At 67.0% G+C, this 17,602-nt stretch carries 15 protein-coding genes and 3 pseudogenes; 10 read left to right on the forward strand and 8 right to left on the reverse strand.

All coding sequences use genetic code 11. The features are described 5' to 3' along the window. The 4 genes from P3H15_RS27670 to P3H15_RS27685 all read right to left on the reverse strand — a co-directional run. Positions 1-514: transposase (locus tag P3H15_RS27670; RefSeq protein WP_276140165.1), on the reverse strand; the 514-nt coding region annotated here is incomplete at its 3' end. Between the two features lie 563 nt (positions 515-1,077). After that, on the reverse strand, positions 1,078-3,120 hold the full coding sequence (locus P3H15_RS27675) for a putative nucleotidyltransferase substrate binding domain-containing protein (protein WP_276140225.1): 2,043 nt from the start codon (positions 3,118-3,120) through the stop codon (positions 1,078-1,080). A gap of 104 nt (positions 3,121-3,224) precedes the next feature. Next, positions 3,225-4,046, reverse strand: coding sequence for a metallophosphoesterase (locus P3H15_RS27680; RefSeq protein WP_276140166.1), 822 nt, complete (start codon positions 4,044-4,046; stop codon positions 3,225-3,227). Positions 4,047-4,128: 82 nt separating this feature from the next. Further along, positions 4,129-5,478: an MFS transporter gene (locus P3H15_RS27685; protein ID WP_276140167.1), complete on the reverse strand. Its 1,350-nt coding sequence runs from the start codon at positions 5,476-5,478 to the stop codon at positions 4,129-4,131. Between the two features lie 378 nt (positions 5,479-5,856). Between P3H15_RS27685 and P3H15_RS27690 the strand changes: the two genes are divergently transcribed. Then, on the forward strand, positions 5,857-7,389 hold the full coding sequence (locus tag P3H15_RS27690) for a helix-turn-helix domain-containing protein (protein WP_276140226.1): 1,533 nt from the start codon (positions 5,857-5,859) through the stop codon (positions 7,387-7,389). Between the two features lie 240 nt (positions 7,390-7,629). After that, positions 7,630-8,252, forward strand: a pseudogene (locus P3H15_RS27695) (histidine phosphatase family protein). 151 nt (positions 8,253-8,403) lie between these two features. Here P3H15_RS27695 and P3H15_RS27700 read toward each other — a convergent pair. Further along, a complete protein-coding gene (locus P3H15_RS27700; protein WP_276140168.1) occupies positions 8,404-10,209 on the reverse strand; it encodes a zinc ribbon domain-containing protein in 1,806 nt (601 codons plus the stop codon). Positions 10,210-11,129: 920 nt separating this feature from the next. Here P3H15_RS27700 and P3H15_RS27705 point away from each other — a divergent pair. Together P3H15_RS27705 and P3H15_RS27710 are read left to right on the forward strand one after the other, a co-directional pair. Further along, positions 11,130-11,849, forward strand: a pseudogene (locus P3H15_RS27705) (YihY/virulence factor BrkB family protein); the annotation flags it as partial. 6 nt (positions 11,850-11,855) lie between these two features. Next, positions 11,856-12,164 (forward strand): hypothetical protein, encoded by a 309-nt coding sequence (locus tag P3H15_RS27710; protein ID WP_276140169.1) that lies wholly within the window; start codon positions 11,856-11,858, stop codon positions 12,162-12,164. Positions 12,165-12,565: 401 nt separating this feature from the next. On the opposite strand, the gene P3H15_RS27715 is transcribed toward P3H15_RS27710, so the two are convergent. Then, positions 12,566-12,754 (reverse strand): hypothetical protein, encoded by a 189-nt coding sequence (locus P3H15_RS27715; protein ID WP_276140170.1) that lies wholly within the window; start codon positions 12,752-12,754, stop codon positions 12,566-12,568. Positions 12,755-12,760: 6 nt separating this feature from the next. On the opposite strand from P3H15_RS27715, the gene P3H15_RS27720 reads away from it, so the two are divergent. Beyond that, positions 12,761-12,889: a hypothetical protein gene (locus P3H15_RS27720; RefSeq protein WP_276140171.1), complete on the forward strand. Its 129-nt coding sequence runs from the start codon at positions 12,761-12,763 to the stop codon at positions 12,887-12,889. Between the two features lie 512 nt (positions 12,890-13,401). Here the strand turns inward: P3H15_RS27720 and P3H15_RS27725 are convergent. Further along, positions 13,402-13,740: a WhiB family transcriptional regulator gene (locus P3H15_RS27725; RefSeq protein ID WP_276140172.1), complete on the reverse strand. Its 339-nt coding sequence runs from the start codon at positions 13,738-13,740 to the stop codon at positions 13,402-13,404. A gap of 261 nt (positions 13,741-14,001) precedes the next feature. On the opposite strand from P3H15_RS27725, the gene P3H15_RS27730 reads away from it, so the two are divergent. The 4 genes from P3H15_RS27730 to P3H15_RS27745 all read left to right on the forward strand — a co-directional run bounded on the left by P3H15_RS27730 (position 14,002) and on the right by P3H15_RS27745 (position 16,364). Then, on the forward strand, positions 14,002-14,211 hold the full coding sequence (locus P3H15_RS27730) for a hypothetical protein (protein ID WP_276140173.1): 210 nt from the start codon (positions 14,002-14,004) through the stop codon (positions 14,209-14,211). A gap of 192 nt (positions 14,212-14,403) precedes the next feature. Continuing rightward, positions 14,404-15,039: an aromatic acid exporter family protein gene (locus P3H15_RS27735; protein WP_276140174.1), complete on the forward strand. Its 636-nt coding sequence runs from the start codon at positions 14,404-14,406 to the stop codon at positions 15,037-15,039. Positions 15,040-15,090: 51 nt separating this feature from the next. Further along, positions 15,091-15,432: a hypothetical protein gene (locus P3H15_RS27740; RefSeq protein ID WP_276140175.1), complete on the forward strand. Its 342-nt coding sequence runs from the start codon at positions 15,091-15,093 to the stop codon at positions 15,430-15,432. Between the two features lie 548 nt (positions 15,433-15,980). Further along, the gene (locus P3H15_RS27745; RefSeq protein WP_276140176.1) at positions 15,981-16,364 is read left to right on the forward strand and encodes a hypothetical protein; all 384 of its coding nucleotides are present in this window, start codon (positions 15,981-15,983) and stop codon (positions 16,362-16,364) included. 22 nt (positions 16,365-16,386) lie between these two features. Here P3H15_RS27745 and P3H15_RS27750 read toward each other — a convergent pair whose 3' ends face one another. After that, positions 16,387-17,034: a PAS and ANTAR domain-containing protein gene (locus tag P3H15_RS27750; protein ID WP_276140177.1), complete on the reverse strand. Its 648-nt coding sequence runs from the start codon at positions 17,032-17,034 to the stop codon at positions 16,387-16,389. A gap of 262 nt (positions 17,035-17,296) precedes the next feature. On the opposite strand from P3H15_RS27750, the pseudogene P3H15_RS27755 reads away from it, so the two are divergent. Continuing rightward, a pseudogene (locus tag P3H15_RS27755) lies at positions 17,297-17,452 on the forward strand (cyclase); the annotation flags it as partial. Positions 17,453-17,602: the final 150 nt, after the last annotated feature.

Genomic DNA, 17,602 nt, shown 5'->3' on the forward strand with positions numbered 1-17,602 from the left:
GTCCGCCGAACACGGAAAACACCCTCAGTAGTTCAGTCAACGGGGCGTCCTCGAGGACCTTCTCGATCCGCTGCACCGCCCTGCCGCGGTCGCGGGTCAGCGCGGTGCGAGCGCGGGTGAGATCACGCAGCCGGCGGATCGGAGGCGGCGGCACCAGTGATCCTCGCAGCAGCCCGTGCGCGCCCAGGTCGGCCAGCCAGGCAGCGTCGGAGACGTCGGTTTTGCGGCCTGGCATGTTCCGAGCGTCGTGGGCGTTGACCAGCATCACCGGCAGCGTGTCCTCGAGCAGGTAGTAGTAGGGCTTCCAGTACTCGCCGGTGGCCTCCATCACCACACAGGTGACCTTCTCGGCCAGCAAATGCTCACACAACGCCAGGATCTGGTTGGTCATCGCACCCCAGGTCGTCACCGTCGCGTTCGTCGGCCTCCTCCCGGAGCCCTGGATCCGGACACATACCTTCGCGTCCTTCTTCGAAATGTCGATTCCCGCGCACCGCGGGTGCACCACTTCCATCACCGATCACTCCCTCGCCCTTCATGTGCGACACTGCCCGTTGCAGGCGTGCGCGTTGAGGGGAGGGCGGGATGAAAACAGAACTCTCCCACTCGTGCTCGAAGGCAACAATCCACGGTTCCCGCGGATGAAGATTGGCCCTCCGCCACCATGCTGACACGCAGGCTCACCGGCACCACAGACGGATCGGGGTCGACCACAACACGCACCCTGAAATCGTGCGCCTCCGCCGCGACGCAGGCCAGGGGTGCCCACCCGCCCAGGTGAGATCAACGCCCAGATTTTCCGTCCCCACGGAGGGGCCAGCGAAGCGCCCCTGAATTGCTGACACGGAGTTGTCCACTCAATCGCGTCGCCGGTGTGGCCGCGACTACGACCGCCCAGCAATAGCAGGGGACTCGGCCCGTCTTCGACCAGGGGACTCGCGATCCGGCCCCCGCGTTAGGGGGGACACCAGCGCATCGAGCCCCGCCGCGTCGGTCCTACATCGACCTTCCCGACGTCGCCGCGGTGCGCTCCACGCACCGAGCAACAGGGACATGGCTGAGGTCCGGTTCACGCGACTACGGGTCGAGTCGCCTGCCCCGTCCCCGCTTCACGACCTTCCGTATGCCCCTGTTTCTTGCAAGGCCTTTGGCTGCCCGGGCCGCGCGCATCGGGTCGCCCGATCGACGACTCGAGTCGCCGGCCCGCTCGCCTCCGGGACCTGGAATCTCGCTGGTCGGCGGGGGCATCGCCGGACGTGGACGGACGAGTTGGTCGGCCGGCACCATATGGGCGACGCGATCCATGCGACGTTGGATTGCCGAGACCTCACGGACGGTCCGTTCGACGACGCTGCGATCGATCGGCGAGATCTCGTCGCGGGCGAGGAGGTCGTCAGGCACTTCTCCGGCCTCAGCCTGCCGGAGTTGATGTTCGAGGCGCAGAAGCTGCAAGACCTCGAATGCCTCGATGAGCCGGTCGGCATCGCGTCCGGGCAGCAGTGCCGAGCCGGAGGCCGCTCGGAGACGTCCAATGGTCTGCAGTTCGGCGGAGCCGACACGGAGCGCCACCCAGCGGGCAATGTTGATGATCGGTGCGAGCCCGCGGGCCTTGACATCGAAGGCGTCGCCGCGGCCGGCGAGCTTGTCGCGCATGGTGGTCAGCTTGGCCCGGCGGGCGAGCGACTCGTACAGCAGCATCTCCACAGCGGCCGGGTGGCTGTTGAAGTCGGCGAATACGCGCGCCGGTTCGGGCAGACTCGGGTCGCCGAAGATCGGCCGCGCGTCGACGAGGATCGACGCCATGATCGTGCCCTGATTCTCACGCGGCCGCGCGAGCCACCCCCTGGCCGCAGCCCGCCACTGTGAGTGGGTCCGGGCAAAGCCTTCGTGCGAGGGGAAGGCGCGGTGGGCGTCGACGCTGATCCCGCATCGGGTGAGCACTTCGCCGACCACTGCGAATGCCTCCCGGTAGCGCGGTATTTCGCCGGCGTACTCGTCGTCGAAGGTCACGGCGGCATCGACATCGGAGGAGAGTACCGCCTCGCGGCGACCGTTGCTGCCGAGTGAGAGCCAGGTGAACGCCTCCATGGTGAGGTCTGTGTGGTCCTCGAAGACCAGGGTGACCGCGCGCCGGATGATGGCGTCGACGATGGTCGAGTTCACTGCGATGACACGGTCCGCGGCGAGCCCCCGCTCGAGGAGATCGCCGAGCACGGTGGGGACCCGGAGGGCGCGGACAACGAGATCGTCGACGGTTCGCGCCTTGCGGATCTGCTCCTTGATGCTGACACCGGCTGTGGTGGACGAGGACATGAAGTCCCGCTCGCCCACCACACCGGTCAGCGCGCCATCTTCGCTCGTGACGAGCAGGAACTGGGCCTCGTGATCGAGCATCTCGATCAGTGCGTCGGCCGATGACGTGCCCAGCGAGGTGGTCGTGGCCGGGTACGTCATCACCGCGTGCGCGGGCGAGTCCACCGGTAACCCCTCGGCGAGGATCCGGCGGCGCAACCCCTCGTCGGTGACGAGGCCGTATCGGCCGTCCCCGACGTCGACGGCGGCGCAGGGAAGGCCACGGCTGGTCATGTCGCGGGCGATGGCCATGGCAGGCGCATCGGCCGCGACGATCAGTGGCGCCTGGCGCACCAGATCCGCCATAACCGTGTAGGTCGGGGGACCGGATGCCAGCCGCCGCGCGTGGGAGATGTGTTCGGCGAGGAACCGCGCCCCGCCCCGAGAGGCGAAGGCGGGAATGATCACATCGGCGGGGAATCGGGCGATCTTCGCCGCCGACCGGGCGACGACCCGAGGCCCGATCGCCCTTTCGGTCAAGGCTGCGGAAAACCCGAGGGCTTCGCCGCGACCGAAGCTGTCGCCCGGTGGTTCGCCGATCCGGTCGGGATCGAGCCACAGATCGACTTCGCCCGAAACGACCACGAAGATGTCCGCAGGCACTTCCGCGAATGCGTCCACCACGAGGTCGCCGGCCGCGAAATTCTGCACGTTGGCGGACGCGACTGCGCGTGCACGGCCCTCGGGCGTCAGCGAGTCGAACGGACGGCAGCCCGCCAGGAGAGCCAACAGATCGGTGGTTTCGGCGCGCTGCGCTGACTCGTCCACAGACAAGAGTCGTCCTCTTCGTTCAGGTCGGTCCGAATGTACGGTGGCATTGTGGACTCTGGGGGCCGGGGCACCTCGCACGAAACAAACCCCCGGCCAAAGGATTACGCGGTGGCACGGTGTTCATATGCGATTCGTGGGGGCTCGGTTGCCGTCAGCACGAGAGACCGCCAGTTCCGCTGCGGATCGGCGCGATGCCCCGGGTCGATGCCGATGATTCGGCCGCCTTCGAGCAACGTCACCTCGTGGCGTTGCCGGGCATCGTAGAACGTCCTCTCGTCGGCGCAGTCGCCGTGGGAGCCGCTGTGGCCGTGCACCTGGCTGAACGGCATCGGGCGATCGCGCCAGCCCGGAAGTAGTTCGAGCTCGCGGTCGGCCCAGATCGGGCCTACCCGGGGGTTCGGTGGGCCGCCTCCGAGGATGCACCCGCCGTCGAACAGGGCGGTGTCTTCGTCCCGGGCTGTGGCGTTGATCCGGGCGGCCGACTCGGCGGCGGAGACGGCGCTGTCGAGCTGATGGCGCCAGAATGGTTCGGTGACGCCGGCGTGAGTGATGAGGAATTCTTCGTCCGTAGTGTGGACCGCGACGGCGGCGTGGGCGATGCCGTCGCGCCACCATCGCCGGACGGTCCGCCGGGAGCCGAAGCTCAGGCGTTCATTCCAGTCGAAGACCGGGGGGCGAAGGTAGTGTGCTTCGTGGTTGCCGATGAGTTGAATCCACCGCTCGGGCTGTTTGCGGAGGTATCGGTCGACGAGGCGGACGACGCCGTCGGAGTCCGGGCCGCGGTGAATGAGGTCACCCACCTGAACGACGACGAGGTCGTCGGGCAGCCGGCCGTTGTCGTCGGCGCCGAGGCGGCGGAGTTCTCGTGCGAGTTCCTCACGATGCCCACCGATATCGCCGATCACGGCGACACGAATACTCAAGTCGCAGCCCTTTCGCATCTGGTCGCCCGGGCATCCGTGGCGGTGTGTCCGCGGATGCCCGGGCGACGTCGTCGAAGTCTCGTCAGTGGCTGACGTTCTCGGCTAGTTCACTCAGAGGCTTTCCGCCGGTCTCGGGTGCCAGCCACTGTGACAGTGCCGCTCCGACGAACGTGATCGCCGCGGCGATCAGGATAGTGGTGGGCACACCCAGATTCTCGATCGAGATCGGAATGAGGAACAGACCGGCGGCCGCTCCTACCCGGCTTCCTGCTGCGGCGAACCCGGTACCGAGCCCTCGAACTTCGGTGGGGAACACCTCGCTCGGGTAGATGGCGGTCATCGCGGTGTATCCGGCATTCAGGAATGAGAAGAGGAGGAACAGTGCGAGCATGATCATCGGCGGCGCACCCGCCCACAGCCCGGCGATCACCAGCACGATCGCCGCGATCCATTGGGGTGGCACCGTGAGCGTTCGCCGCTTGACCCTGTCGACGACGAGGATGGTTGCGGTAACGCCCAACACGGCGAACACCGACAGGCTCACGCCTCCCAGGAGTCCGGTGAGCCCGAAATCCTTCAGAAGATTGTCTGCAAAGGTTGCGATCGCGAAGTACGGGGTGACGGCGCACGCCCAGAACCCCGCCGTGAACAGTGTGGACCGCCAGACCGACGGCGAGAACAACATGGCGATCGAGCCGGCCGGTCCGCCACTCTTGGCCTTGACCATATCGGTCATGTAGTCGGTGTCCAGATACTTGCCGACGATCCCCTTGGCCTGGTCTTGCTTGCCTTTGCTCCACAACCAGAGCGGCGATTCGGGCAGGCCGATGCGACCGATCAGGATGGCGACAGCGATCGGGGTGCTCGTCGCCAGCACGACATTCCAGCTCACCCCGGCCTTGTTGAGGTAGTACCCGACGATGTACGCGACGCAGAATCCGGCGTACCACGCGATGACGGTGCCCCCGAGCAACCGACCGCGCAGGTGCGGGGGTGCGAACTCCGCCAGCAGTGGCCAGCCGACGGCGTATTCGATGCCGACGGCGAGGCCCATCGCCAGCCGTACGAGGAACAGCTCGAGCGGCCCGTCGACGAAGAGTTGCGCGGCCGATGCCACGGCAAACAGGACTATGTCCCAGAACAGGAGCGGCTTGCGGCCCAGTTTGTCGGCGAGCCACCCTCCGATCGGAGATCCGATCATGATGCCGATCAGAGCCGAAGCCGCCTCCAGTCCGATCCAGGCCGTGGTCATGCCTACGACGCTCGTCTCGATCGTGTGGGTGACCGGTCCGATGATGCCGAGGATGTAGCCGTCGAGGAACATACCGCCGACCAGGACGGTGATCAGTCGGATCTGGAACTTCTTCCTGAAGGCCTCGGAAGTCTTGCCGCTTGCGCCCGAATCGGCTGTGGCATTTCGTGTCAATGGCATGGGAATCTCCTGGACGCGCACCAAGTATCGGACTGTGACATATGGAGATCTCCTTGTTACGTCAGCGGATCAATCAGCGCCCGGCTCGGCGCTGGCGGCGGACCTTGCGAGTCGGTTGCTTCACGCGCGGTTCGGGCGGAACTCGCAACCCGGCCATGGGTGCGCCCTCGCCTGTGGACGCGAGCGTTACGGCTCGACGCACCCGGCGACAGTGGCGGACATCACATTCGGGGTTGCATGAAAGCATGCGGCAGAGGAACCCGATTGGGGGAGTGGGGCGGACGATCCGATCTGCACTGAGTGAAAAGTAGATACTATTCAGGTGTGAGACGTGGCCCCCTGCAACTGACCGTCGCTCAGCGTGCCGAGTTGAGTCGCATGGCGACATCCCGCCGAACGACGCAAGACCAGGCCGCTCGCGCGAGGATCGTGTTGAGCTGCGCGGAAATGGGCGCGGCAGAGGTGGCACGCCGGAGCGACGTCACCGTTCGCACGGTCGGGAAATGGCGCAAGCGGTACGTCGAGTACGGCATCGACGGCCTGGCCGACGCGCCTCGAGCGGGCCGTCCGAGCGCTACCGGCGATATGGTGCACCGCACTCTGACGTGCGTGCTCGAGCCCCCTGGGGAAGGTCGTTGGACCACCCGAAGCATCGCCGAACACGTGGGGGTGAGCCAGTCGACCGTCTCCCGGATCCGGCGCGATCACTATCCGGCGGCGGGTTCCGCCGCCGATCCTGACCTGCCGCCCAATGCGGTTCTGGCGTACGTGCACCTCGAGCCGGGAAGCAGCGTGCTCGTCTTTCACAGTGGGCCGACGAAGTCGGGACGGACGCACCGGAGTGCGACGACAACGCGCGAGATTTCGGATGCGGTCGAGGTTCTGTTGTGCGGATCCATCTGCGCCGAGGACGTGCCGCGAGGAATGTCGATCGGTCCGGGTGAACGATTGCGCCACGCGCTTCAGTACGCGCCTCGGGACCGTGCGGTGACCGTGATACTCGACTTCGAGCCGGACAAGACGACAGCAGCGTGGGTGCGCCGGACCCGCAGCATCCGGACGGTGACCGTGGAGAGGCGCCGATGGCTGGAATTGCTGGCTCCCGTGGCATCTGCGATCGACGCACGTCAGCTTCCCGAACTGATCGACCTGGAACGGGCCATCCGCGAGTGGTATGAGGGCCCTCGCGGGGAATTTCACTGGACTCGGTGGGATCGAACTTCTGACTCAGATGCCAAAGTCGCATCGGCGGCGACGGAGGCCCGGCGGGAGACAGACGCGGCGATAGTGGTGGCGGGACTGTGTGAGGCGATTGCAGAGGGCGCCCTGCACGCCGGCCGGGTGATCAATGCGCGGACGATGACCTCGTGGACGGGGCTATCGGCAGGGACGCTCGTCGACGCACTGCGACACCTCGTGGAGGACGGTCTGGTCGACCAGGACCGTGCCGGCAACTTCTATGTGCCGACACCCGCCGAACGCGACGTGCTGGAGTCCTACACGGCGCGCGGCCTGCTCGGCACGGCGCTCGTGCGTCGTCTGGCGGCACGCGGCGGTGGAGTGCCAGACACCGTCGACGCCCTGTACCAACGCATCGGACGCAGCGCCATGGAGGACGAGCCACTGGTCACCGGGTCGCTGGATCTGGACCTTCAAGACGAACTGGCGCGCGCGGCGGACATGCCGCGTATCGAAGCGATGTTCACCCGTCTCACCCTGCAGATCCGCCTGTTCGCGGCCGCACTGGGGGTCACGTATCAACATCCCGTGGAGGGAATCATCACCGATGACGGCCGCGTCCTGGAGGCGATCGGGAATTCCGATCAGGATGCCGCGATAGCGGCGTGGCGCGAGAAGATCGACAACTGCATCAGATACATGGTGCCGCACCTCGGCCAACGCAGGCGCTGACCTGGTCAGATTGCGGCATCGGCGGAAGCAGTCCAGGTCAGCAGCATCACAGCACAGTCCTATGGTGGCTTTCGGGTCGGATTCCGTCGAGGACTCGCCGAGTTGGTGCTGGTCGCAACCGTCTGATCGCTGCGCACCCGCTCCCGGATCTGCGGCCTCGAGGCTGAACCGGATACGTGCGGCGACGGTTCACGGCACCGCCGGCGCGAGGTCCTTCCCTGCCGACAGTAGGCTGCGGGCGTGCAATGGCTGTTCATCCGCCACGGCCAAACCTCCGCCAACGTCCGGGGTGAACTCGCCACCCGGGTCCCGGGACCAGGTCTGACCCCGCTGGGACGACAGCAGGCGGCCGCGGTTCCCCGCGCGCTCGGCGGTCGCGGTGTCGACGCCATCTACGTCTCGTCGCAGGTGCGCACTCACGAGACGGCCGAGCCCTTGGCGCGGCGCGTGGGCTGCGTCCGGAGCAGCTCGCCGGGCTGCGGGAGATCGCGGCCGGCGCGCTGGAAGACCGTTCCGACCCGGACGCGATCGAGCAGTATCATGCCGTCTTCAGCTCCTGGGCCGCCGGTGACAACGCGCCGACCATGCCCGACGGGCCGGACGGGCATGCCTTCTTCGAGCGATTCGACGGTGCGGTTCGCGAAATCCTGCGTTCGGGCGCGGACACCGCCGTCGTCGTCAGCCACGGCGCCGCCATCCGTACGTGGGCGGGAGCCCGCGCCGGCAATCTGGACAGCGACTTCATCCGGGCTCACCCCCTCGCCAACACCGGTCTCGTCGAGATGCACGGCAGCTTCGACACGGGCTGGACGTGCGCGGCGTGGACAACCGACCCGATCGGCGGCGACAATCTCCTCGATTGACGCGCGGCCGACCCCACCGGCGAGGGTTTCGCCTGAGGCGGGCGAATCGCATCGTTCGTGCCGCTCCGGCGATTCATTTCGTCACGGGCTTGACCGCGAGGTGTGATGTGGCCGGTTGTAGGCTACTGAAGATCCTTCACGACAAGAGCGTCTACGTAGATCTCATACTGTCTGCCACTTGCGTGGCGGGTGTGGGAGATGGACGTGTGTCACGGCTACCCGTATCACCGTGTGGTGGTGTGGGTTTGACCGTGTCCCACACCGACGCTTGTGGTGCAGGAACATGCTGTTTCCGAGTCACCCCCGCCCGCGGTGTCACGGTGGGGAGGCTGCGGCGGACCCGGCGGTGCCGCGGCCGAGGTGGTGTCGGACTGGTCTTGTCCCGGGACCTGCGGACTGGTGTGTGCTCGGCGACCCGGATCGCGGGCAGCTGCCCCCGCCGCCGGGTGGCCTTGCTTCTGCCGAGGAGCGCGCGTTTGGCGAGGTTCACCCCGGCGACGTGGTCGCGGTTGCCGCCGACCCCGCAACCCGAACACCACGCAGTGTGATAGCCGCCGGGGCGTGCCAGTGGTGCGTCGCAGCCCGGACACAACGCGGACGATCCGCGGGCCGACACCGACACCACCGTGACACCGACAGCGGCGGCGGTGTGGGCGAGGGCGGCGACAGCCTTTCGGCGGGCGGACTGCGCGGCCCGGTTGTTGTTGACCTTTCCGTGTCCGCGGGTCTCGAGGGTGGTGAGGTCCTCGACCGCGATCACCTGCGCGCCCGCCGCCTCGGCGTAGTCGGTGACCTGGCGGGCGAAGTGGAATCCCAGTTCCCGGTTGATCTTGCCGCGCTTGACGCCCACCGCGGTGCGGTGGTCATTCAGGACGGTGATCTTCGTCTCCAGTCGGGCGCGGACCTCGGGTGGGGCGGTGGCGGCCAGCCGCGTCAACCGGGCCGCCTTCCGGTGCAGCATCTGCCCCTCGGCCTGCAGGCGTGCCAGTTTGGTCCCGAGGCCGCGGTCGTCGTAGGTGAAGCCCCGATAATCCGAGGACAACCCGTCCGGGTTCTCGGTGGTGATGGCGGCGGCACCGAGCGTGGATGGGGACCAATCCACCCCGACCGCGACGGTGGCCGATCCCAGGTCACCCTCGGGGACGAGCTCGGTCGCGGCGCAGCGCCACAACAAACCCCGGCGGTCGACAATTAGGGTCGGCAGATGCCAGTCGATGACAGTTCTGTCATGCAGGTGCCCGGGGATCGCGGCGGTCAGCCGGACCCGCCGCCACCGCGCCCGCCCCGCCGGGGCCGGGCAGGTCGGTAGCTTCACCGTCAACACCAACTCACGGTCTGTCGCGGTGATCTGCGCGAGCTGCCGGTCGGCGGCGGAGAGTCGGGCCATCGCCGCCATTCGGGGAGGTCCCTGCAGGTCGGTGATCCGCACTCGGGTCGGCTGCGCCCCGTCGGTGCGGCGGGCGTGTGCGGCGAGCTGGCGCCGTATGCCCCGAGCGAAACCCAATGGCACACAGTCGCCCGGTTCGGTCGGCGGCGCCAGAGTGCCGGTGACCGCGTCGAATCGCGCCGACAGTGCCGTGATCGCGGTGTCCCGGTAGGTCAGGGTCCGCAGGGTCGCAATCACCTGCGCGGTCACCATCCTGCTCACCCGCGACGGTACGTAGACCCCGTCCGGGTAGTGCGGGTGCCAGCCGAGGCGGGCGGCGGCGACATGACCCTGTGCGGGCAGCCGGCGACCCGCACCGTCCCGTCCGGCGGCGAGCACATCGAACGTGACCGGCTGCCACAGCCGCGCCACCAACTCGGTGCCGGCCGCGGCGACCAGGTCGAGGAGCCACCCCACCCGGGTATCGACGTCGTCGAGACCGATCGGTTCGCCGGTCGCCTCGTCGACCGCCACGTGGGCGCGGGTGGTGAACGCGAACTGCCGCGGCGCAGTCGATCCCGGCCCGCTCACGTCGGCCGACCCGGCGCCAGGCGCAACCCGGACCAACCCGGGCCGATCGGTCTTCCGAGAACAGCCGCCATCCCCGACAAGCTCATCGATCACGCCTCCCTTTCCCCGCCTCTGCCCCGTCACCTCTCGCAGGGCCTCGACCCTAACGCCGACCTCCGACAAGAACCGCTCGATTCGCGCCACCTGTGAACCGAGCCAATCGATCCCGCCACACCGCACCACCGGGTGTCGGCCCCCGGGCCGCGTCGTCGAGCATCCGGCCACGCCCCGCTCGCTGCTCCCCCGAGACACGAACCACTATACCGGCAGATCCGACGTACCGCACCAAGAGCCTTCTCCCACAACATTGTTTCCTGATCAGCCGGCGACACCTCTTGTCCTGCCGAGCCCGACACCCGAGGAAATGCGATGTCTCCGCCCTCTCCTCCTCTCCGCCGTCGCTCCCGCACAGCCGGACATAGTCCTGCCGAGAGGAGCCCCGGTCCGCGCGGCCACAGAGTTGGTGACCCAGACCCGCGCGGCGAGAAGGCAACCGGACCTCCGTCGGATCCCTTTGCGAACACCCCGAAGACCGCCGGCCCACGAATTCCGCAGTCACCAATTCGCGGTGACAGACAGTGTCAGAAACTGATAGAGAATATCGGATATATCAGCAACAGCTGAGAGCATGCCCGAGGCGCCGATATTGAGTGCGAGAACGGACGACGTCGGCGGTGCAGTGTTTCGCGCGGTGGCACTCCGCACGAGCGCAAACGCAGCAAAAAGAATCGTCGCGAGTGCCGCGGCGCGTACGCTCAGGATGGGCCACAGACCTGAGGACGCTTCCACCTGCGCGAGACAGAGGTACGGATGGCAATGCCAGCACTCGCGGCGAGACCGTCATAGACGGAGGCGCGCGAGGCAGAGCCGGACCCGTCGGTGCTCTCGTTCTCGGCCTGCTGGGTGCGGTGTGGTCGGCCTCCGGCTACACCGGGGCGTTCGGGCGGGCCATGAACCGCATGTACGAAGTCGAGGAGGGTCGTCCCGTGTGGAAGCTACGGCCCCTGATGCTGGCTGTGACCGTCGTCGGTCTGGTCCTGGTGGCCGCCGGTGCGGCAATGCTCGCCCTGAGCGGCCCCGTCGCACGCTCGGCGGGAGACGCGGTCGGACTCGGCGACACCGCCTTGACCGTGTGGAACATTGCCCGCTGGCCGTTCGTCCTCGGCATCGTGGTGGTAGCCGTGGCCATCCTCTATTACGTCACACCCAATGTGAGACAACCGAAGTTCCGTTGGATCAGCGCCGGCGCGTTCCTCGCCATCGTCACGTGGATCATCACGTCGGTCCTCTTCGGGCTCTACGTCGCCAACTTCGGCAGCTACAACAAGACATACGGCGCTCTGGCCGGAGTCATCGTGTTCCTCGTCTGGTTGTGGATCACCAATCTGGCGTTGCTCTTCGGCGCCGAACTGGACGCCGAACTCGAACGCGGACGGGAGTTGTAGGCCGGCATGCCGGCCGAGGACGAATAGCAGTTGCCGCCGCGAGATACCCGGGCTTCGGACAAGAACGCGGAGAAGTACGAGCAGTATGTCCAGCAGGGCAGGGCATTACGCGAGAGTGACGGTGACACCGCCGACGTCGATGCGGTGGAGCGGTAACCGGCGTTGGAATTGTCGGTCTGCATCACCCGGCTCGCCGGAATGCAGCGAGTGGAGGATGTCGCGCTTACCCACTCGGACGCGAGGTTCGTTCTCGACGTCGCCGGGCACGGCCGGTGGACCGTCACCGTCGACGACGGTATGGCCGAGGTGACCAGGGAGGTCGCCACCGATCCGACGTGCACGGTTCACACCGACGCCGACACCCTCGCCGCTCTGCTCGTCGGTCGTCGCCGCGGTGTAGACGCGTTCCTCGGCGCGGCGACCTCACAGCGCGCGGCAGCCTTGCGACCGTTCTCCAGAGAGGACAGGTAACGGCTACCTCCGTGCCGCGCCGATCAGACGGGTTCGACGTGCCGATCCGGTGGCATCCGCCAAGAGTGCCGCGGCGATGCCCGTAGAACTTCGCAGGCCGCTGGCCACACCGATCACGGCAGACCGGACAGTGCTCGACCGTTCCGCCGCCGGGGACGAGGGAGGCGGCCACGCCGAGCACGGTGCCGACGGCGATTCCGCCGAGTGCCCCGAACGCCGACCGCCGCGCCGCGGGGGCGTCTCCGCGCGCGGGAACCACGAAGCCCACTGCGGATGCAACGGATTCGACGGTCCTCTCCGGGACGGTGCTCGCGGGACGGCCCCGGATCGCCATGTCCAAGTGACGGCGTCGAGCATCGTGGTGCCTGCGGCGCCGGCGACGATGCCGGCTATGTATCCGGTCAGACAGTCGCGAGCACATACGAGAGCACGAATCCCGCAGTAGTGCTCAACGCGACTGTCGGACCGCCCTTCTCGTAGGCCTCGGGCATGAGGGTGTCTGCCAACGACGCCAGCACCGCGCCGGCAGCGAAGGCGAGCGGCAGCGAGATCGTCTCGGGTGCACTCGATGCGAGAAGACCGGCACCCAACACACGATGGGTGCATTGAACCTGCACTCGAGCCGAGCGAACGCGTTCGACGACGACTCGGTCAGTATCGGCGGCACCCTGGCCACCCATGCAGCCCTGAACATCATCGAACACGGACCCGACCCCGCGAAGTGAGCGACGGTGGGTCTCGGAAACGCGTTGTTCGCTGCCGTTTCTCCCGGGTCGTGGGTTCATCCGGTCAGAGATGGATTGCCCGGGCGGATTTTGGGGAAAGCGGTGAGTCAGGGCAGGTGCTCGACCGGTAGGGACATCGGTCCAGGTTCTGCGGGTTGACCAGCCAGCCCGCGGGACCGTTCCCCAGTCCACTCGCAGCGACGTCGCCACCACTAGCTGCGGTTCGCCCTCCCACCGCAACCGGTCCGCGGTCTCGCGCAGTGTGTCGCGCACATACCGGCGCAGCTGGTTGATCTGCTTGCGTGGTGGTGGGTCGGCGTCGAAGAAATATCGGGTCGGCCGGCCCGCGCCCAGCGGCAACGGCGGTGCACCCGCAGTCGCCTCGACGATCTGCAGCTGCGCCGAGTTCGAAGCGATGTCGAGTACCCCGAGCCGCCCACCGGGCGAGTACTCCGGACCTGCAGAGCGAACCATCGAGCGGCATCGTTTCCGTGCCTCCCAGGCCGCCATTCTCAGGCTCTGGGTGTTCGGATCCGCACGGGTGAGGAGTCCGGCGCCGGGACGCGCTCCCTGGGTCGGGCGGCCGCGTGGCGGGTTCGTCGGGTGTGGCGGGCGCGTTCGGTTTCGGACATGCCGCCCCAGATGCCGTGACTTTCGGCAGTGAGGGCGTGGGCGTGGCATTCGGTGAGGACGGGGCAGTCCTGACAGATGAGTTTGGCAGTGTGCTCGCGCTGGGCACGGACGCGGCCGCGTTCACCGTCAAGGGAGAAGAACACCTCGGTGTCGGTTCCCCGGCAGGAGGCGCGGCGCTGCCAGTTGCGGTCGATGTGGTGGTGCGAATGATCAGGCATTGCGAGAGGGGTCGCTTTCGGGGTCGAACAGTGACGCGATCCGCCGGCAAGAGCAGGGCACGTAAAGCTGCGGATGGGGACCTGGGCCGGTCGCCGACGGTGTGACCGAAGAGATCGATGTCGGAGCGTGGGTTGGTATGGCCTCCTTGCGGGATCGGATAGTCGTGCCGGGGATGGTCGGGAAGTGTTGTGCAACAGGCATCTTCGCTTCGTCGCGGTTCTACACCTGATGTCTGGGCAAGGGCAGTGGCAGACCGGGGCATGGACGGCGATCTGTACTGCACCGGGTCCGCAGTCGAAAACGAACGGTCTCGGCGCGTGATGCCATGGCTCGACATCGGGGTCAGGGGGCACCCTCCGCATCTCAAAGAGCTGGTGAAGGGGTGTGATGCTGATGCTATCGGCACACCGGTGGACGAACAGGAATCGCTCGACAGTAACTGGCATCACATCGGCCGCCTCGGCCGATGAGCATGAGCGCGCCGGTGCGGTGTGCTTGATGGCACCAACACGGGACACGGACTCGTGAACCGAGACGATCGAATGGGTACAAGTGTTGACATGAGATGGCCATTTTCCGCGTGGGTCGGTACCCGGACGCAGCGACGCCATGCGGGTGGCTGGGGTACCCGGCTGCGCAGGGGGCTACAGCACCCGGGCTTGGTGTCCGCTGTGAAGTGCACGGTGGCGGTGCTGACCGCCTGGTTGCTGGCCGATCGAGTGTTGCAGAGCCCGGAGGCTTTCCTTGCGCCCTACGCCGCCTTGTTCATCATCGGCACCACGGTCCGCAGCTCGGTGTCCGCCGCCGCACGTCAGGTCACGGTCGTGGTTCTCGGTGTGCTCGTTGCCGCGTTGGCGGCAGGCACCCTGCCTGAACTCGCCGCCATCGCAGGTGCGGTAGCAGTCGGGACGATCCTCGGCCGCAGCCGGTGGTTGGCGCCGGACGGGATGTGGGTAGCGATCACCGCCCTGTTGGTCGTGCTGTACGGATCGGCCACGAACGCAGCCCTGGTGCTTCATCGCGTCCTCGATGTCACCGTCGGTGTGCTCGTCGGCGTCGCGGTCAACGCGCTCGTGCTGCCTCCCGACCAGCTTTCGACGGCCCGCGATCTGATTCTGCAACGTGCTCATGAACTCTCGACGCTGCTTGCCGATCTTGCCCACGGCCTCCGGTCCGGCCGTCACGACAGTGACCGAGGACGGCAACGGTGTGGGATCTGCACAAGTCGACCGGCGCCGGGGTTGCGCTGCGCGAGGGCCGGGAAAGTCTGCGCGGCAACCTTCGTAGCCCCGGCTTGACCAAGGTAGGCGGATCGCAGGTCAACGGTTCTCGACGACACCCTGCTGCATGTGTCGGTGCTGGAAGTCGCGGTCGAGGCGCTCACCGGCACCGATGATCGGCCGGCAGGTCTCCCGGCGCCCATACTGGAGCAACTTCGGCACGAGGCGGCGGCACTGCTCGAGGCCTTCTCGGCCGCATTCGACGATCTCACCTGGGACCCGGCCCACCATCGAGAGCCCTACCTGCACGTCGTGCGGACCGCTCTGCCTGAAGCCCGCTCGTGCCTCGAGTCCTTCGAGGAATCAGTTCGACGACACCAACCCTTATCCGGTGCGTGGCCGGCGATCGCCTTGGCCGCGGATTGTTTGTGGGCCGCGCTTGCCGTGCTGGACATTTCCGACGAGCACTGACGCGCGCAACTTGGACCACGTTCGTCGCCGGGCGTCGCACCGATAGAATTGGGGATCCCTGCGCTACAAGAATTTTCGACACTCATGGCGACGGGGATGCCGCGCGACTCCGCTCGGCCGCACCGCAACGAGACAGGCGCAATAACCGGGGATTACCCACTCTGAAGTGCCGCCTGCTCTTCCGTCGAGCGGACCGGGCCGGAGCGGGCCGGACGCACCACGAGCCGGGGTCTCTGGATCAGGAAGAGGTCACGTCCACCGGGAGTCCGGCACGAACCCGGCACCTGCCGGTGGGTCGCTGCCGCCAGGCGACGCGGAGCCGGTGGCACCGCCTGGCGAAGGCCGCACGACCAGCACGAAGGAGAGTCGCGCATGCTCGGATGCAGGAGCTCGACAGGATTGTGTGGGTGCGCCCGAGGCTGGGCACTCTCGGACATGGGATCGAATGTAGGCAGCCCACCAGCTCTTCAGCCGCAGCTCTCGGCGGTCGTCTATTGCAACTGGTCGGTGACCGGGATGCCGCCCGACTCTCGTGTGAGGTATCCCGGATGTGCACCGAACTGCACCCGACCGGGGGCCGGCCGGTATACGGCGATGTGCTCGCGTGGGTTGTCGACGCCCCTGTCGGTGTGGTCATCGCGCGGCTGGGTGGCGCGGGTCCGGAGGAGACGTTGATCCTCGACGTTCGCTTCGCGGAAGGGCGGTACGTCGACGGCGACGCTTTGCCCCCGTCGGAGCGTTGGATGCTGCGGACGGTGTCGGCGTTCCTCGCCGAGGATCTGGTAGAGGGAGAGCGGTCGCTTACCGCCGCTGAACAATTCGACATCATCCTGCGCGCGGAAATCTTGGCAGACGCCCTGATCTGGCTGGACTTCGTTCTCGATGTCGACCTTCCCGACCCACCCGACATTGCCACCGCGCAGGAAAGGTGACGGCTCGCGCACCGCCCCGCCCTCAGCTCGAGCGAGGTGGTCGGTGGTGGGCGGTGAGCAACAAGTGGTCGAACCGGGTGCGCAGGCCGGTGTCGGGTTCGAGTTCGCCGAATCTGGCGACGACTCGTTCGGCCAGGGTGCGGAGCCGGGTATTCGTCTCCTGTGAGCGCCAGGTCAGGATGTCGAACGCACGATCGGCGGGGATACCGTAGACCAGCATCAGGGCCCCTTTTGCCTGCTCGATCGCCGCCCGCGATTGCTCGAGGGCGGCGACGGTTTCGTCGACGGAGTCTTTGACATCGTTTCGGTGGGAGTCGGTGATATCGATGTAGAAGCCGGTCGTGCCGATGACGGCGCCGCTGTCGTCGTGCATGCGGTCGCCGACGACCACGACCTGTCGGACCTTGCCCGTGGTGTCGATGATGCGGTGTTTGCTGCTGAACGGTTCGGCGTCGTTGATCATCCGGTCCAGAACGCGGGCTACGTGCGGGTGGTCCTCGGGGTGTTTGTGGGAGAGCAGCAGTTCGGTGGTCGGGGTCACCTCGCCGGGCCGGTAGCCGTGCATCTGGGCGACGGCGTCGGACCATTCCCACCGCTGCCCGTCCAGGTAGAAGCGGAAACTACCCACCCGCTGTGGCTCACCACCACCGAACACCTGCTCTGAATCCACGACTACTTTCTAGCGCAACGTCGCACGTCGCGCGGGTGCTATCAGACTCGAAACGTGAAAGATGCGAAATGGAACTGCCCAGTTCGCCCTGCCCGGCAGCTGGGCGCGGCTCTGCGGGTCTCCACGGTTCGTGGGGCCGCCCTGTGTCGCGAAGAGGACTCAATGCCCGTCCAGCGGGCTTGCAGTTGAATCCGGCACGGAACGACGGGTTGGACGCGGGATCGTCGGGTAAGCGGTCGTCATGAGCACAGTCACCGAGGCCATCGACGTGGCGGGGCAGGTCGGCGAGTTCGACACCACCATCACCGAGCAGCATGCGGACGAACGGGTGGCCTGGAATTCCGACTCCGGTCCCAACCACGCCGGGGTCATCAGCCTCCATCGACTCGACGACGAGAAGACGCGGGTGATGGCGCGGAGAGGTCGATCGATCCACCCCTGACTCGACAGCGTCTCGTGATGGTATTGCGCTGCAGTAGCTTCCGAGTAAATCGTGACAGCCCGGGCGGCGAAGGGTGCCGAGCATGCAGCGCTCGGCATTCACAGATCGGCGGAACGAATGGCGGAA

The sequence above is a fragment of the Rhodococcus sp. T2V genome, from assembly GCF_029269925.1.
GTDB classification, from domain to species: domain Bacteria; phylum Actinomycetota; class Actinomycetes; order Mycobacteriales; family Mycobacteriaceae; genus Rhodococcus_F; species Rhodococcus_F koreensis.

What these genes read in the sequence shown, in the direction of transcription:
- P3H15_RS27725 (WP_276140172.1), bottom strand. Translation starts at nt 13,740, where the DNA reads ATGCCTGATCATTCGCACCACCACATCGACCGCAACTGGCAGCGCCGC.
- P3H15_RS27720 (WP_276140171.1), top strand. Translation starts at nt 12,761, where the DNA reads ATGGGTGCATTGAACCTGCACTCGAGCCGAGCGAACGCGTTCGACGAC.
- P3H15_RS27685 (WP_276140167.1), bottom strand. Translation starts at nt 5,478, where the DNA reads ATGCCATTGACACGAAATGCCACAGCCGATTCGGGCGCAAGCGGCAAG.
- P3H15_RS27730 (WP_276140173.1), top strand. Translation starts at nt 14,002, where the DNA reads ATGGACGGCGATCTGTACTGCACCGGGTCCGCAGTCGAAAACGAACGG.
- P3H15_RS27745 (WP_276140176.1), top strand. Translation starts at nt 15,981, where the DNA reads ATGTGCACCGAACTGCACCCGACCGGGGGCCGGCCGGTATACGGCGAT.
- P3H15_RS27690 (WP_276140226.1), top strand. Translation starts at nt 5,857, where the DNA reads ATGGCGACATCCCGCCGAACGACGCAAGACCAGGCCGCTCGCGCGAGG.